The following is a 16,579-nucleotide window of genomic DNA, read 5'->3' on the forward strand; positions in this document are numbered from 1 at the left end:
ATTGTTTTTTTTTGTACTTTTCGCAAAAATTTCAACCGATATGAGTTATTTCAAAGGTAAAAACAAAGAGTTCTCATTCAGAGATTTGATATATAAGGCGCTTATTTTTATAGGTACCGTCGGAGTTATTGTGTACTTCCTGCCGAGGGACGGCAAGTTCAATTATCAGTTCGATATTGACAAACCCTGGAAGTACGGACAACTGATGGCTACCTTCGACTTCCCTATCTACAAAGACGACCAAGTAGTGAAAAAGGAGCAAGACAGCATTCTGGCTTCTTTCCAACCTTATTTCCAGCTGGACAAAAGCACGGAGAAACTGGCACTCAAAAAGCTGAAAAACGACTATCAGACGCATCTGCGCGGTGTCCTGCCTTCTACCGACTACATCCGCCATATAGAAAAGATACTCTCCGAAGTATATCAGGCGGGAATACTTTCCACCGAAGAACTTGCGCAACTGCACAAAGACAGCACGTCCGCCATCATGGTGATAGACGACAAGCTTGCCAACCAACGGAATATCGACAGACTCTATTCCGTAAAACAAGCATACGCCTATCTCCTTACCGCCGATACCACGCACTATCATCCGAACATCCTCCGGCAGTGCTCTCTCAACGAGTATCTGTCCCCCAACCTCACCTACGATGCCCCGCGGACAGAAACCGCCAAGAAAGAGGCCCTCGACAACTATTCATGGGCAAACGGCATCGTACTGAGCGGACAGAAAATCATCGACCGCGGCGAGATAGTGAACCAAGAAACCTACAACATCCTCGAAAGCCTGCGCAAGGAGTCCATCCAACGCAGCGAATCCGTCGGACAGAAACGATTGATGCTGGCAGGGCAAGTGTTATACGTCAGCATCTTCATGCTGTGCTTTATGCTCTATCTCGACCTTTTCCGCAAGGACTATTATAACCGTAAGGGCAGCCTCTCGTTGCTTTTCGCCCTTATCATGTTTTACTGTGTGGTAACGGCCGTTATGGTGACAAACAACATATTCAATGTGTACATCATCCCTTATGCCATGCTGCCTATCATCATCCGCGTGTTCCTCGACTCACGGACGGCATTCCTCACACAAGTCGTCACGATACTGATTTGTTCCATCTGCCTGCGCTATCCGCATGAATTTATCTTGTTGCAGCTTACGGCAGGGCTGGTCGCCATTTTCAGTTTGAGAGAGTTGTCGCAACGCTCGCAGCTATTCCGTACCGCTATTCTGGTGATTCTGACCTATGTAGCCGTTTACTTTGCCTTTGAACTGATAACGGAAAACGACTTGTCGAAGCTGAACGGCAGTATGTACACTTATTTCGTTGTAAACGGAGTATTGCTGCTCTTTACATATCCGCTGCTTTTCTTGGTAGAAAAAACTTTCGGCTTCACATCGAACGTTACTTTGGTGGAACTTTCCAACATCAACAACAGCTTGCTGCGACGAATGTCTGAAACCGTACCGGGTACATTCCAACACTCCATGCAAGTGGCCAACCTTGCTGCTGAAGCTGCCAACCGCATCGGTGCAAAGAGCCAGTTGGTGCGTACAGGCGCTCTATACCACGACATCGGCAAGATGGAGAATCCGGTATTCTTCACCGAGAACCAGTCGGGCGGTGTCAACCCGCACAAGAACCTCAGCTACGAGCAAAGTTCGCAAGTCGTTATCAGCCACGTGACGGACGGGCTGAAACTGGCAGAAAAAAACAATCTGCCTAAAGTCATCAAAGACTTCATCACCACTCACCACGGTCGCGGAAAGACAAAATATTTCTATATATCTTGGAAGAACGAACATCCCGGCGAGGAACCCAATGACGAGTTATTCACGTATCCCGGCCCCAACCCGTTCACCAAAGAGCAAGCTATCCTGATGATGGCCGACTCCGTAGAAGCAGCATCGCGCAGCCTGCCCGAATATACGGAAGAGAGCATCAGCAATCTGGTAGATAAGATTATCGATTCGCAAGTGGAGGAAGGTTATTTCAAAGAATGTCCCATCACCTTCAAGGACATAGCAACAGTGAAAGCCGTTTTCAAAGAGAAGTTGAAAACAATCTACCACACCCGTATCAGTTACCCGGAACTTAAAAAATAAAACCTATGGAAGTAAGCGCCAAAGAACGACAAAGAGCGGAACATCTGTTGCAAAGCCAACGGATTCAGCTGCACCGGATTGAAAGTTTCAGTTTCATGGAACGGTATCATCAGGCATCACACAAGGATGTCCCGACAGGCAAAGACAAATATGGTCCGGGGATATTCGTTTTTCATCTGAAGGAAAAACAGGATAAAGTATTGTATCTGCCGCCTTTCAAACATCCTTCATCCCTCGTCCGCTTTTTGGTATCTCAAGGCATACCTTTTACCAACTATACCCCGCGTGAACGGAGTGCGGACATTCTTCCGGCAGAAACTTACCAGCGTCCCTCACTGTATATGTTCTGGTTCTTCATATTGTTCCTTATGTTTCTGATATTGGGGTACTACTTCATCAGCGGCGACGCATGGTGGGGATTCATTCCGGCCATACTGTCTTTCGGACTGAGCCTTTTCTTCATCTGTATGCTGATGACCCGGTTTTGCTATTTGGCATTGGACAACGAAGCCCTTACCATACACAGCGCAGGCAGGACAATCCGTTATCCCTATGCCGACCTGCGGAAGGTAAACTTTGACTTTGCCCGGGAACAGACATTTACCCACATCATGGAATTGCTTGATAAAGACTACCGTTACCGCCTTTTCTACATCGGCAGGGTTTCAAGAAAGAAACTGAATGAAATAGCCGAGCGGTTGCAGCAAGCCGGAGTAGACGCAACATGCAGCCTCAACGACAGCAAGCGCTTTTATCAAGATGAAAGACATTAACCGGTGATTGGGAGAGTAATGATTAGTCAATCGCATCCAGTAGCCCTGCGCAAGCATCCTCCAAGACATCGAGCACATATTCAAAGCCCTCGGCTCCGCCATAATAAGGGTCGGGCACATGATCGGCATGAATGAACTTCGTGCAATATTCCGTCATGCGATGTATCTTTTTCCACTCTTCGGTGGAAGGAGCACGGTCTTTCAAATCGTCAATATTGCGGTCGTCCATTCCGATGATTAAGTCGAAATTATAGAAATCATCCGTACGTACAGGTCGGGAACGATGTGTCAAGTCGTAACCTCGACGCGCAGCATGGGCGCGCATCCTGCTGTCAGGCAGTTCCCCCTGATGATAGGAAAGGATTCCTGCCGAGTCAATAACGAACTCATCTTCACGCCCGGCTTGTTCTATCAAGTGTTTCATCACTCCTTCCGCCGAAGAAGAACGGCATATATTACCGAGACACACGAACAATATCTTTGTTTTTCCTTTGGTTTGTAACATATTATATATAGTATAAAATTATCAGTTTACATCCATGAAGTACGCCAATTCTTAATTCTTAATTTCCCCCTACATCGGGTCTACGTCATAATACACTATCAGCGACTTGAAGCGGTCTTCCATAACCATCTCTTTCTGCACCTGCAACAGCAATTCGCGGACACGCGCCATAGGAGCCTTCGTTTCAATCTTTACCACGATTTTACGGATGAACAAGGTTTGCACACGCGCCACAGGCGGTTTGTCCGGGCCCAGCACCCTATTCCCGAAAACAGCACGCAACTTGCCCGCCATAGTCTGAGCCATCAAATCGAGCAAAGTCTCATTGCGATTCTTCAAGTACACATACACAAGGCGATAATAAGGGGGATAATGAAACATCTGCCGTTCGGCAAGTTGACCGCCCACCATACCTTCGTAATCGTTGGCAATCACTTGGGGAATGATGGGGTGCTCGATGCTCTTGGTTTGCAGCACTACCCTGCCCCGCTTATTCTTCCGTCCCGCACGTCCTGCCACTTGGGCCATAAGCTGGAAAGCACGCTCATAGGCACGAAAGTCCGGATAATTCAACATTGTATCGGCATTCAGAATGCCCACCACGCTCACATGATCGAAATCCAGTCCTTTGGAAACCATCTGCGTACCGATAAGAATATCCGTCTTTCCCTGTTCAAAATCCGCAATGATACGCTCGTAGGCGGCACGCGTGCGGGTTGTATCCAAGTCCATACGTGCAACGGTTGCCTCGGGAAACAGAAGTTTGATGTCATCCTCTATCTTTTCCGTACCAAAACCGCGGTTACGCAAATCCGTCCCTTCACAAGCCGGACAGATGCGAGGCGGCTGATAGGTATATCCGCAATAATGGCAAGTCAGCTGGTTTAGTCCTTTATGATATGTCAGGCTGACATCACAGTTCTTGCATTTGGGAACCCAGCCGCATGTATGACACTCTATCATCGGAGCAAACCCCCTGCGATTCTGAAACAGAATGACCTGTTCTTTCTGTTCCAACGCCTCACGGATATATTGCAACAACAGGGGAGAGAACGGACCATTCATCCGCTTCTTACGTTGCAATTCCTTTATATCCACCGGAATAATCTCCGGCAACTGTATCTCCTTGTACCTTTCTTTCAGTTCCACCAATCCATACTTGCCGGACGTGACATTGTGCCAGGTCTCTATAGACGGAGTCGCCGTACCCAACAGAGTCTTGGCGCCATACAGCGCAGCCAGCACAATAGCGGCATTGCGTGCATGATAGCGGGGCGCAGGATCTTGCTGCTTATACGTATTCTCATGCTCCTCGTCTACAATAATCAAGCCCAAATTGCGGAAAGGCAGAAATACGGAAGAACGTACCCCCAGAATAATGTCATACCCACTGTCCGAGAGCTGCTTCTGCCAGATTTCCACCCGCTCGGCATCCGGAAACTTTGAATGGTAGATGCCCAGACGGGAACCGAACACCCGTTGCAAACGCTCGGTAATTTGTGTAGTCAGAGCTATTTCCGGCAACAGATACAACACTTGTTTTCCTTGCCGGATGGTTTCTTGTATCAGATGAATGTAAATCTCCGTCTTGCCACTGGACGTAACGCCATGCAGTAAACAGACATTCTTAGTTTGAAAACTTTCTACAATATCATTGTACGCCCGCTGCTGATGCTCGTTCAAAGGGTTTAAAGGAAACGTTGTCTTGGCAGAAATCGTATTCAGTCTGCCAATTTCTTGCTGATAGACCTCAAAGACTCCGCGTTCCACCAACCCGTTGAATACGGCGGGAGTAGCGGAAGTCCGCACTAAAAGTTCTTTCTTTGTGACTTCCTTCGGTGTCTTGCCCAAACAACCGGAGAGTTCTATATACTTCATCAGCAAGTCCAATTGTTTGGGAGCACGGCGCTGCAGTTCGTCAAAGAAGAAGTGCAAGCGGCGTTCGTTACCAGCCGCTTCCGTCAAACGCACGCGAGTCTCAGTCTTAGGTTTATAGGTACGCTTCAACTCTTCCTTTACAAAAATCGCTTCTTTATCCAACAAGGACTTTATCACAGCCAAAATATTCTTGATACCGCTCTCCTTCTCCAATTTTGTGACACATTGTTCCGGTTCTACGGAGAGCAAATCCAGTATCTTCCGTTCTCTTTCCGGCAACTGCACATCTGATTCAAAGTCAGGATTGTACTCTATTATTGTCTCACTTTCCAGCTTCAGACCGGAAGGAAGCGCCGCTTTATAGACATCACCTTGCGTACAGAGATAGTAATCTGCCAGCCATCCCCAAAACTTGAACTGCTCGGGCAGCAAGATAGGATGTGCATCCAGCAGGACGCTCACTTCCTTCACCTCATATTCAGTCGGTGCAGAATAGTGTACGTTTCGTACAATGGCCGTATAGTACTTCTTTCGTCCGAAAGGTACTACTACCCGACAGCCAATCTGTACTTCTCCGGCTATATCTTCCGGCAGTGAGTACGTAAAGCTGCTATGCAGGGGAAGGGGCAATATGACATCTACAAATTTTTCCATTACAGCGGCAAAGATAGCGCAAACAAAGAGTAGAATAAAATGAAGCACTCTTTTTTTACTTTGGAGCGTAGTTCAGGTAAAGTCTTCCTTTATTAAAAAAATAGTGTTGTGCCAAAATGTAAAAGCCCTATCATTCTGTCATTCTGAACGCAGTGAAGAATCTCTTCTCTGCATACATAAGAGAGGAGATTCTTCGTTACAAGCTCCTCTGAATGACAGAATGATAGGGCTTTTACATTTTGGCACACCCCATCTATATTATACTCAATATCAGCTTTTAAAAAATGTAAGCAGCAGAAACTTGCCAAGTCTTGGTTTTGGCACCGGCATCCTTCAAATCTTTCAAATCAAAGCTGTCACCCAAAGGAATCTGATAGTTGACACCAATCTGCAAATGTTTAATCAGCTTCACACCTACACCAAGATTCAAACCTACCTGTGCGCTCTTCTTGTCAACGCCTTTCCATTTTACATCTTTAAAGTTAAAGAAGAAATCGGGACCGGCTGCAACAAATACACCCAACATACTACCTAAACCAATAGTGTACTTCAAGTTGACAGGCAGCTCAATGCCTTGTTGTTTCCATTCGTTTTCTCCTCTCTGCGAATAGAGCAAAGCTGCATCTACTCCCAACCCTACAACAGGAATAGTCACTTCCGCCATTGGACCAAAGAAAAAGCCGGTAGTATTATCGCTCTTCAAATTATCCTTTGCCTCACCCGAAAGACTCAGCTTTGACAAGTTCAAACCACCTTTAACACCAAACTTTATAAGTTGAGCCTGAGCAGGCATAGCTACTGCCAAACAGCATATAGCTATCATAAAAACACTAAAAATCTTTTTCATAATTCAATATGTTTAAATTTTCGGGACAAATATATGTAAATTATTCCTAAAAAGAACAATGAGTCTTCCAAATTGTTCACCCTTACCATAACAATGAACCGTCAAACGCGGTACTTTGGTAGTAATCATAAAGTAGGAATCCTCCTCTATCGCCTATAGAAAAAGACTATATACCTCATGTATAATGTACATATGCCTTATAAAATTGACTACCTTTGCAACGTATTTTTTTCATTCGGAACGTACTTCTACAGATTATGATAAAGATTAGAAAAGCAGATATTGCAGAACTCAGTATCCTTATGGACATCTTTGAGCAAGGAAAACGCATCATGCGTAAAGACGGGAACATGAAACAGTGGACCGGTGGCTATCCCACCGAAGAAATCGTCAGGAAAGATATTGAAAACGGGAACTGCCATATATGCCTTGATGAGGGACAGAACATCGTAGGAACTTTCGCCTTTATACCGGGGGAAGACCCCACCTATGCACAAATCTATGACGGCGCATGGATAGACAACACACGTCCCTACGGGGTTATCCACCGCTTGGCAAGTACAGAAGACAGCAAAGGCGTGGCATCCTCCTGCCTGCAATGGTGCTACCGCCAAATACCCAACCTGCGTGCCGACACACACCGCGACAACCGCATCTTGCAACATATACTCAAAAAGCATGGTTTCCAATATTGCGGCATCATCTACCTACTGAACGGCGACGAACGGCTGGCTTTCCAGAAACTGTAAACGAGTATATGAAGTCTCCCAAGCTGCAGACAGTTATCGTGTATGATGAACCGTCTGCAACTTAACGACTGATATACTTCTTTTTCAACTCGTCCACACCCGTTCCGGTGAAATACTCTTCCACAAAATCCCAACGCTGTTCGTCCGTCAAGGTATCTGTGCCGAAGAAAGAAGAGAACAAGTCTATCTGTTCTTCAAAAATCCTTTCGTTCGTATCCAGAATGAGATTGTGGTATTCGTTGGAGTCCGCCAACTGTTGCAGAAGTTCCGGATTATCGAACCGGATATGCACACAAGGCGTACCGCCTCCCTCTACGCTGAACGAAAGACAGTCGAGCATGGAAAGGAGATTGAGCAACATATTCAAATCGGAGAACGGGGTGCAATAGAACTGCAGACGCTTGCCCTTATTACCAATGATACGCTGAGCGAACAACTTCTGATAACGAGACAGAAGCAAGTCGAACCCTTTGGTAACCGCAAACGAGAGTTCGTTAGAATCTTTCTTCTTGATACTGCTGATGTAACTCACGCTACGCCCCTCTTCAGTACGGCTTTCCAATAGCGAACCTATGAAACGCTTGGCAGACGGCACATCCATGCCATGCTCGGCAAATACCGCACGCAGTTCTTCTTCATCAAAGCGTCCTTTCGATTTCAACAAGGCTGTTTTCAGCATCGTTACCAGACTCTTGAACAAGGCATCCATGCGCTGGCGAATAATTGTGGCATCTTCTTTCAGCAACACTTCATGCTTGCCTACGGAAACTGCACGAGAACCTTCCCACAGTGTACCGCTATTCAGTTTCTGCTTGAATTCCCTATACCCCAGCTCGGGAAAACGTTCCTCCCAAAGGCTATCCAAACGTACACGATAGACTCCTTCTTCGCCTTCCACCTTCGTAAGGTAGGTTTGGAACTCACGCGCAAAGGCATCACCCGTCTTATCTTGAACATAACCCTCCGTCAACAGGTTTTGCGGACTGACTTCCAACAAACGCATTCCGTAGCGCTGTGACAAATCATCTTCCAGCCACAGCAGGGCAGTCTTTATGAGTTGCCCCAGCTCAGCTTCATATTCCAGTTTGTTTTTGGTGCGCGGCAGTTTTACCACGAACTCAAAATCGGACAGCGATACAAGAATCTCTTCTTTCGCCCCTTTCATCCGATATACTTCCATAAGCTTTTTCAGAATAAGTTCCAACTGCTCTTGCGCAATACTACCGGTCTGGTGCAGACGCTTCATATAATAAAAGTCGCGTTCGTGATAATCGGTGGCAGCAACACCGTGAACATCAACGTCACGGGCTGCACGGCCTATCTCCTGAATATAATCAACGAACGTACTGGAAGGCGCCACATGATAAACTCGATCAATATCGCTGATGTCCACTCCCATACCGAAAGCTTTCGTGGCAACAATCATCCGCTTCGTACCCTCTTTAAACTCTTGTACAATGGCGGCTTTCTGCTCTTTATCTTTCTTTCCGTAGTAAGAAGCCACCAAACGCCAGTCAGCAGAGCGCACCCAGGTCTTTATACGCATATCTATACTGCCCGCAAAAGGATAGTAAAGCAGCGTTTTATGCCCGTCGAGAAAGTCTTCCACACGCTCGGATATAACGCGCTGCTTACCTTTATCATAGGTTTCTCCCTCTTCCAAGGTAAGCCGGCGGATATCAAAACTAATATTCTTGCGTTTTACCGTACCCACATAAAGCACACAGGGCTCCATTTGCAGGGAACGAATAGTCTCGAACACCATATCATTACCGCCTTTGGGATTCCATACGGCAGTGGCGGTTAGTGCAAATAACGGGAACGTATAACCGAGACTCTGCTTCAAAGCGCTCAAATAACGTCCCAAAAACCAATAATCCACACGAAACTCTTTCCCCCAAGTGGTTACCGTATGCGCCTCGTCAATAACGACCATACCAATACGGCGGCCGCCAATGAAATGCTTGATGTCATAGGAAAGCAACAGTTCGGGCGAAAGATAAAATAAATCAATCTCTCCCTCACGTACCGCCCGGTAAACCTCCATCTTCTGCTCCGGCGAAAGATCGGAAGATGCATACGCCACACGCTCGTAGCCCAAATCTTGCAAACTTTCCACTTGGTCGACAATCAACGCTTTCAAAGGAGAGACAACAATAGTCAGCAGATTATATTCTTTGCCCAAATAGATGGCCGGAAGTTGAAACAACAGCGACTTTCCTGAACCGGTAGGGGCAGTCAGCAAAATATTATCCGGCTGTGTCTCCTCTTTCTGCGCCTTTTCAGCTTCCCGAATCACATTCTCAATCAGTTGCCCCTGAGAAATACAGAGGGTTTCCCTGCTTTTAAACAAATCATCATAAATTTCAAGGTTACGGAAGCAATCGTAACCGTATGTATCTCTTAAAAGTTCCGTTACACCTTGCCGGCAGTCTTCGGGCAAATGGCGTTCTTTCAAATCCGGCAAGCGGCGTACCTCTTTTGTTTGTGTCATCATTGATGCAATGGGGGATTAAAAAAAGAAAAGAGATAGTATTCCAGCCATAGCAAAGGCCTTCGTACTACCTCTTTCTATAATTTGTCTTATCCGCAAACCAATGGATAAGATTTAATCAAAGCGTATTAATACTCCTCTTCGTTGAAGAAGAAATCTTCTTTGCTGGGATAATCAGGCCAAATATCTTCAATACTTTCATAAATCTCGCCTTCATCTTCCATCTCTTGCAGGTTTTCAATAACCTCAAGCGGAGCACCCGAACGCATGGCATAATCTATCAGTTCATCCTTAGTTGCCGGCCAAGGGGCATCTTCCAATTTAGATGCTAATTCCAATGTCCAATACATAGTTTCTAAGTATTAAAATTGTGAATATTAATTCCTAATCTTTATTTTTCGGCAAAAGTATAACAAAATATTTCACTTGCAACTATTATTCCAAAATATTTCTTCTTTTTTCGCGTCTTGATTCATTTTTCGCGAAAGAACGAACAAATAGTCAGACAAACGGTTGACATAAGCTAATAATTCTGAAGAAATATCTACCTGTTCTGCCAAAGTAAGAATGCGCCGTTCGGCACGACGACAAACCGTACGGCAAATATGACAAACGGCAGCTCCCCGACATCCTCCCGGCAAAACGAAAGAAGTCAATGGAGGAAGCCCCTCGTCTAAACAGTCTATCTCATGCTCTATCGTTTCCACTTGTTCAGAAGTAATGACGCTTACTTCATTGAGTTTGGTCTTTTCACGATCTGTTGCAAGATAAGAACCTATCGCAAACAGATTATCCTGAACTTGCTGCAAGAAGTGTCTGTCATGCTCATCGGTAAGGAAAGTAATGAGAAACCCCAAATTGGAATTCAACTCATCCACCGTACCATAGGTTTCAAGGCGGATGTGAGTTTTAGAAACACGCGTACCACCCACGAGAGAAGTGGTTCCTTTGTCTCCGGTCTTTGTATATACAAGGCTCTTCTTCATAAATAATCATTTTTTTCCTTTGAAACGCCTAAAGGTAATCAAAAGTTGACAATATAGTCTTGTTTTATCTTGGTTTTATCAAAGAAGATAATGCCAAGGTCATACAGGTCGAAAGTAATACCCGCCTTTTCATGCTGCCTGATGCGTTTCCAAACAGCACGCATTTGTGAGGTATAATGAATGCCCTCAATTACAAAAACCGATGTTTCTGCTGTGCGGGCAACACAGATGCGTAATACTTCTTCTACAAAATCCGGACGACGATAATCGTGAAGGTATAGGAAATCGACCGATGTACCGCTCTCCAAAAAAAGTTCGGACAAATCGGAAGCCACAGTATAATCCGCTCCTTCCTTACCGGCTTTCAGATAAAGGGAAGAGGCAGCCGAAACACCGGCATCTACAATTGTAACAGGCTGTGCATAATTCACTAAACGAAACAGAAGCCGCTTCACTTTTATTGATTCATAACCCCATCTCCGGTTTTTCTGTGACGAGAGTTTCTTTTGTTCATCAGCCAAATCCCTATATTTATAATAAGGAGTGGTTTCATAGATAACGTATGTTATCAGATTGAAAGCAAAAGGCGAATGTACCCCATAACCGCAACGGTGACGGAAGCGGTACAGCCAAATAAAAGGACGTTTCAGCGCAAGCAATATACGGTTCATTACAAGTTGATTCTTTATTACACTGCAAAAATACAGAAAAACCGGAAATGGAAGTCAATCATGGAGTTTTCCTTCAATATTCTTCAAAAAGTTCTCCTAAGTCAACAAAACAATTTCTTCTTATCATCAAATAAATAGATTCAAACATATATTTTGTAACAGAGGTATTGGAAGTAAATTGACTAAAAAGAAGGTGACTACTTGTTAATAAAGAATATTTTTTATAACTTAGACAAGTAAAAAGATGCTATGACGGCACAACCAAACACAAAGAGCAAGACAGTACCATTGTTATACTTTTGATATTTAGGCAGGTAAAAGTATCACGTTTAATTATCAGAAATACATTAAGATCAATATTATGAAAACATCTTTACCTATCCTTTTATATGCATTTCGCAGCAACAACTTGTTGTAACCACCACTAAAATAATGCACAACAAAAACTCATACAAAATTCATATTAACCACTAAAAAAAACACAGAATGAAAAAAGTATTATTAGCATGTTCCGTACTATTAGCCACAGCATGTAGTAATAGTCCTGACCAAAACTTAAGGCTGAACGAACTTGAGTACTTTGAAACCCAAGGGGTCAACGTACTAGTGTACAGCAACTTATTTTCAGGAGGATTCAATGATGAGAAGAACTCCGGTATCGAACTCATCCACCATGGTGTACGCACTGCACAAGGTGGAGCCATCAGGCTTTCCAATACTCCTGAGCAATGGGATTTGGTTCCTTCCACCCCATCAAGAAAAGTAAATACTAAGGATAATTCCATCGAAGTAACCCTCCGATATGATGATTTCAACTTCGACTCCCGTATAGTAGTGACAGGGAGAGGCAAAGCTGTGGAAATTTCCGTTTATCTGGACAAACCTCTTCCACAAGAATTGGAAGGAGACGCTGGATTCAACCTTGAATTTCTGCCTTCACAATATTGGGGAAAAACTTATATCATGGACGGACAGCCCGACCGCTTCCCGCGTTATGCCGTCAGCAATACCATTACTCGCCCCAACTCCGAAAAAATCAAGCAATTTAAAGGATATAAAACTTATGATGACCGGGGAACAGGCAGATTCGTAGATCCGCTACCATTATCCACCGGACGTACCATGATACTGGCTCCCGATGCTCCCGAACGAACCGTAAAAGTAATTTCCCAAGATACCGATCTGATGCTTTTTGATGGACGTATGTTAGCCCAAAACGGATGGTTCGTATTACGAAGCATTCTGCCTCCCGGCAAAACCGGTAAAGTACTGACGTGGACTGTAGAGCCAAATGCCATCAAAGACTGGATCAGAGAGCCTAACATCGGCTTCTCTCAAGTGGGTTATCTTCCATCACAGCCCAAAGAAGCCATTATAGAGCTGGACAAAAAAGACAAAATAATCTCTAAAGCCTCTGTCTACCAAGTAAAAGAAGATGGATCAGAAGTAGAAGTGTTCACCGGGGAGACCTCTACGTGGGGGACCTACTTCAAATACAACTATGCAAAATTCGACTTCTCGGAAGTTAAAAACCCAGGTATATACTATATCAAGTACGGTAATGTGAAAACAAACAATTTCCTTATTGACCCAACAGTGTACAACCATATCACCGATGCCACCACCGATGTATGGATTCCTATCCACATGAATCACGTGACAGTGAATGAAGGATATCGTATTTGGCATGGTGAACCTTTCAAAGAAGGTTATCTGCAGGCTCCTCCCAGTACAGACCATTTTGACCTGCATAGTCAAGGTCCAACCACCGATACCAAATACAAGGCACTGGAACTAATTCCCGGATTAAACGTAGGCGGCTACTTTGATGCAGGTGATTTTGATATAGAAACCGGCGCCAATATCAATGTCGTTCAAAATTTTGTCAGAACCTGGGAACTCTTCAAACCGCTACGCGACGAAACATTCATCAACGAAAAACAACGTTACGTAGATCTCCACCGCCCAGACAGCATTCCCGACATTATCCAATACATAGAACATGGAGTATTAAACCTTGTAGCACAAGCTGAGAACATAGGGCATATGTCACAGACCCTTTCCAATTCCGTACTCGATAATTATCATCACTTGGGAGACGCAGCATCTATCACTGATGGGCTCCATTATGACCCTAAATTAGCCCCTTATGAAAAATCAGCTGATGGAAAATCAAGTGGTACTCCGGATGATATGTGGGCCTTTACAAGCCGCAATCCGAGTTTGGACTTCCGGGCAGCTACCATGTTTGCTGCCGCAAGTCGCGCCTTGAAGGGTTACAATGATGATCTTTCGGAAAGAGCCCTGAAGCAGTCGAAAAGACTACTGAAAGAAGCTACGGAACTGATGGCAAAAAGTTCTCCTAAAAACAATAGACAGAAAACTACAGAGGATATGGCTGCAAATCTGCAATTATACGTATCTACCGGAGAAAAGAATTATCTGGAACACTTCACGCAGGAAATATGGCAATCATTAGAACATAATGTCAACTACAATATCATGACTGCCATGGATGCTATTCCTTATATGGATGCCTCATATAAAGAAAAACTCCGTCCATACGTTACAAAATACAAGGAATATCTTGATAACCTGAACCAAGACAATCCTTACGGATTGCCAATTGGACGTGGTAATTGGGCAGGAAACGGCGGCATGGTCAATTTTGGCACCACAGTCTGCTTTGCCAGTAAATATTTCCCTGACATCATAGACAGCAGCTATGCATTCAAAGTAGCCAACTGGCTATATGGTTGCCACCCTTACCACAACTATTCATTTGTAGCAACCGTTGGAGCCACCCGCCCCAAAGAGGTCTTCTATGGTAACAACCGAGCAGACTTTTCTTTTATCCCTGGCAATATGGCTCCCGGTGTATTATTCAGACAACCCGACCACTTTGAAAATTATGATGATTGGCCATTTCTATGGGGACAAAATGAAGGCACTATCGCAGGAAATACAAGTTATGTAATTTTCGGTCATGCCTTCAAAGATCTGGTAAACTAATCTATTAAGATCTGAATATTAACAAACAACGGAGGGGGATTCAAAAAATCGAATCCCCCTCCGTTCATATAAAACCTTCTTTTACATTGCCCCAGATTCTTAGGAACAACATTCTTATCTTCAAGGTAGACCGTTTCCTATCATCTCATATGGCATTTTTACGTTGGTTCTTTAGGGCGCAGTTCAGAGGGGTAAAAGATAAGGCTTTCTTTTTATATAGACTGACTATGTTGTATGCATAAAAAAGAAAATCCCTCAGGTTTTTACGTTGATCCCTTAATATATCAGCAAACCAATGAGTTACGAGAAGTAGAAAAGAAAAACGGAGAGAGTTTTTCAACTTTCTCCGCTTCAGTACCCAGACCCGCATTTGAAATATATAAATTGGGAACAATCCTATTAAATAGAAAATCAAAGAAAAATAAAGCATTATACACTAATATTCAATATATTACAAACACACACTTAGTTAATCCTATTTAATCGGATTGAAATAAATTCGGGATGATTGGGAACAATTTGGGAACAATTTATATATTTGTACCGTTACTAAAAATCCCGATTATGAAAGCAACAGCCTTTATCCGAAAATCCGCAAGTAAAAACGACACCAATAGTGTAGCTACAATCTATTTCCGATTAAGAGATGGTAAAAAGGACATTAAAGCTGCCAGTGAGCTGACAATTAACCCAAATCACTGGAGTAGCGAGAAGCAAGGGTATAAAGACAGAGTAGCCCTTGTTCATGAAGAAAAGAAACTGGCACTGAACAACGAAGTACAGAACATCATCAACCTGATAAGTCAAGAGTACACACCGGAAGCTGACAGCGAATGGCTAAGCACACTCATAGACAAATATCATCATCCAAACAGATATAAAACAGAAGAAGAGATTGCAGCGGAAACCAAACCCACCTTGCTGGATTTGTTTGCCGAATTTCTTGTCAAGCATAAATTATCAGAAGTTCGCATCAAGAACTTTCGAGTAGTACAACGTGCGTTAGCACGTTATGAACTATATGTAAAGGCAACGAAGAGAGGACAAAAGGGCTTTATCCTTGACGTGGATTTGGTAACACCTGACACGCTTCGGGATATGTGGGATTTCTTTCAGAACGAATACCAGTACTATGAACTTTACCCGAGCATTTATGAAGCCATTCCCGAAAAGAGGACACCACAGCCCAGAAGCAAGAACACGCTGATAGACTGTTTTTCAAGAATACGTACATTCTTCCTGTGGTGCTTCGATAACAAGCGTACCACAAACAGACCTTTCGACAAATTCCCGATAGAAGAATGTACATACGGTACACCTTATTATATAACACTTGAAGAGAGAGATAGAATTTTCAATGCCGACCTTTCAGCTACCCCACAACTGGCAATACAGAGAGATATATTCATATTTCAGACACTGATAGGATGCAGAGTGAGCGACTTGTACCGAATGACCAAACTAAATGTGGTCAATGAAGCCATAGAGTATATTCCCAAGAAAACCAAAGAGGGGAATCCGGTTACGGTACGTGTTCCACTTAACGACAAAGCGAAAGAAATCCTTGAACGCTACAAAGAATATGAGGGGAAACTGTTGCCATTCATATCCGAACAAAAGTACAATGACGCCATAAAAAAGATATTCAAGTTGGCTGGAGTTGACCGCATCGTAACAATCTTAGATCCGTTGACGCACAACGAAATCAAACGACCAATTTATGAAGTGGCAAGTAGCCATCTGGCAAGACGTACATTTATCGGCAATATCTATAAAAAAGTGAAAGACCCGAACCTCGTTTCCGCACTGTCGGGACACAAGGAGGGAAGTAAAGCTTTCAGACGATACAGGGATATTGACGAAGAAATGAAGAAAGACCTTGTAAAACTATTAGATTGATACTTGT

12 protein-coding genes and 1 pseudogene are annotated in these 16,579 nt (G+C 44.0%); 6 read left to right on the plus strand and 7 right to left on the minus strand.

Annotated features, from left to right (window positions below):
* Positions 1-40 precede the first annotated feature (40 nt).
* Positions 41-2,104, plus strand: a complete 2,064-nt coding sequence (locus tag KG118_RS03030) for an HD family phosphohydrolase (protein WP_117710323.1) — start codon at positions 41-43, stop codon at positions 2,102-2,104.
* A 5-nt stretch (positions 2,105-2,109) separates the two neighbouring features.
* On the plus strand, positions 2,110-2,877 hold the full coding sequence (locus KG118_RS03035; RefSeq protein WP_117710324.1) for a hypothetical protein: 768 nt from the start codon (positions 2,110-2,112) through the stop codon (positions 2,875-2,877).
* 22 nt (positions 2,878-2,899) lie between these two features.
* Here KG118_RS03035 and KG118_RS03040 read toward each other — a convergent pair whose 3' ends face one another.
* The 3 genes from KG118_RS03040 to KG118_RS03050 form a co-directional block, all read right to left on the minus strand.
* Positions 2,900-3,382, minus strand: a complete 483-nt coding sequence (locus KG118_RS03040; protein WP_117710325.1) for a low molecular weight protein-tyrosine-phosphatase — start codon at positions 3,380-3,382, stop codon at positions 2,900-2,902.
* A 69-nt stretch (positions 3,383-3,451) separates the two neighbouring features.
* Entirely contained in the window at positions 3,452-5,914 is a 2,463-nt protein-coding gene (gene priA / locus KG118_RS03045) for a replication restart helicase PriA (protein ID WP_117710326.1), read from the minus strand.
* 277 nt (positions 5,915-6,191) lie between these two features.
* Positions 6,192-6,761, minus strand: coding sequence for a porin family protein (locus KG118_RS03050; protein WP_117710327.1), 570 nt, complete (start codon positions 6,759-6,761; stop codon positions 6,192-6,194).
* Between the two features lie 257 nt (positions 6,762-7,018).
* Between KG118_RS03050 and KG118_RS03055 the strand changes: the two genes are divergently transcribed.
* The gene (locus tag KG118_RS03055; RefSeq protein ID WP_117710328.1) at positions 7,019-7,510 is read left to right on the plus strand and encodes an N-acetyltransferase; all 492 of its coding nucleotides are present in this window, start codon (positions 7,019-7,021) and stop codon (positions 7,508-7,510) included.
* Between the two features lie 61 nt (positions 7,511-7,571).
* Here KG118_RS03055 and KG118_RS03060 read toward each other — a convergent pair whose 3' ends face one another.
* The 4 genes from KG118_RS03060 to KG118_RS03075 all read right to left on the minus strand — a co-directional run bounded on the left by KG118_RS03060 (position 7,572) and on the right by KG118_RS03075 (position 11,661).
* Complete coding sequence (locus KG118_RS03060) at positions 7,572-10,007, minus strand: DEAD/DEAH box helicase (protein WP_117710329.1); 2,436 nt, start codon at positions 10,005-10,007, stop codon at positions 7,572-7,574.
* Between the two features lie 125 nt (positions 10,008-10,132).
* On the minus strand, positions 10,133-10,354 hold the full coding sequence (locus tag KG118_RS03065; RefSeq protein ID WP_002558131.1) for a DUF2795 domain-containing protein: 222 nt from the start codon (positions 10,352-10,354) through the stop codon (positions 10,133-10,135).
* Between the two features lie 72 nt (positions 10,355-10,426).
* Entirely contained in the window at positions 10,427-10,990 is a 564-nt protein-coding gene (locus KG118_RS03070) for a cob(I)yrinic acid a,c-diamide adenosyltransferase (RefSeq protein WP_117710330.1), read from the minus strand.
* 38 nt (positions 10,991-11,028) lie between these two features.
* The gene (locus KG118_RS03075) at positions 11,029-11,661 is read right to left on the minus strand and encodes a hypothetical protein (RefSeq protein ID WP_117710331.1); all 633 of its coding nucleotides are present in this window, start codon (positions 11,659-11,661) and stop codon (positions 11,029-11,031) included.
* A gap of 486 nt (positions 11,662-12,147) precedes the next feature.
* Between KG118_RS03075 and KG118_RS03080 the strand changes: the two genes are divergently transcribed.
* The 3 genes and pseudogenes from KG118_RS03080 (at position 12,148) to KG118_RS03090 (ending at position 16,572) form a co-directional block, all read left to right on the plus strand.
* Complete coding sequence (locus KG118_RS03080) at positions 12,148-14,673, plus strand: cellulase N-terminal Ig-like domain-containing protein (RefSeq protein WP_117710332.1); 2,526 nt, start codon at positions 12,148-12,150, stop codon at positions 14,671-14,673.
* A gap of 276 nt (positions 14,674-14,949) precedes the next feature.
* Positions 14,950-15,142 (plus strand): annotated as a pseudogene (locus KG118_RS03085) (recombinase family protein); the annotation flags it as partial.
* Between the two features lie 95 nt (positions 15,143-15,237).
* A complete protein-coding gene (locus KG118_RS03090) occupies positions 15,238-16,572 on the plus strand; it encodes a site-specific integrase (RefSeq protein WP_117682176.1) in 1,335 nt (444 codons plus the stop codon).
* Positions 16,573-16,579: the final 7 nt, after the last annotated feature.

The organism is Bacteroides propionicigenes (genome assembly GCF_018390535.1).
GTDB classification, from domain to species: domain Bacteria; phylum Bacteroidota; class Bacteroidia; order Bacteroidales; family Bacteroidaceae; genus Bacteroides; species Bacteroides propionicigenes.

Bases quoted from the DNA above. Each gene is read 5' to 3' on its own strand.
- KG118_RS03030 (WP_117710323.1), top strand. From the start codon at position 41: ATGAGTTATTTCAAAGGTAAAAACAAAGAGTTCTCATTCAGAGATTTG.
- KG118_RS03035 (WP_117710324.1), top strand. From the start codon at position 2,110: ATGGAAGTAAGCGCCAAAGAACGACAAAGAGCGGAACATCTGTTGCAA.
- KG118_RS03040 (WP_117710325.1), bottom strand. From the start codon at position 3,382: ATGTTACAAACCAAAGGAAAAACAAAGATATTGTTCGTGTGTCTCGGT.
- priA (WP_117710326.1), bottom strand. From the start codon at position 5,914: ATGGAAAAATTTGTAGATGTCATATTGCCCCTTCCCCTGCATAGCAGC.
- KG118_RS03050 (WP_117710327.1), bottom strand. From the start codon at position 6,761: ATGAAAAAGATTTTTAGTGTTTTTATGATAGCTATATGCTGTTTGGCA.
- KG118_RS03055 (WP_117710328.1), top strand. From the start codon at position 7,019: ATGATAAAGATTAGAAAAGCAGATATTGCAGAACTCAGTATCCTTATG.
- KG118_RS03060 (WP_117710329.1), bottom strand. From the start codon at position 10,007: ATGATGACACAAACAAAAGAGGTACGCCGCTTGCCGGATTTGAAAGAA.
- KG118_RS03065 (WP_002558131.1), bottom strand. From the start codon at position 10,354: ATGTATTGGACATTGGAATTAGCATCTAAATTGGAAGATGCCCCTTGG.
- KG118_RS03070 (WP_117710330.1), bottom strand. From the start codon at position 10,990: ATGAAGAAGAGCCTTGTATATACAAAGACCGGAGACAAAGGAACCACT.
- KG118_RS03075 (WP_117710331.1), bottom strand. From the start codon at position 11,661: ATGAACCGTATATTGCTTGCGCTGAAACGTCCTTTTATTTGGCTGTAC.
- KG118_RS03080 (WP_117710332.1), top strand. From the start codon at position 12,148: ATGAAAAAAGTATTATTAGCATGTTCCGTACTATTAGCCACAGCATGT.
- KG118_RS03090 (WP_117682176.1), top strand. From the start codon at position 15,238: ATGAAAGCAACAGCCTTTATCCGAAAATCCGCAAGTAAAAACGACACC.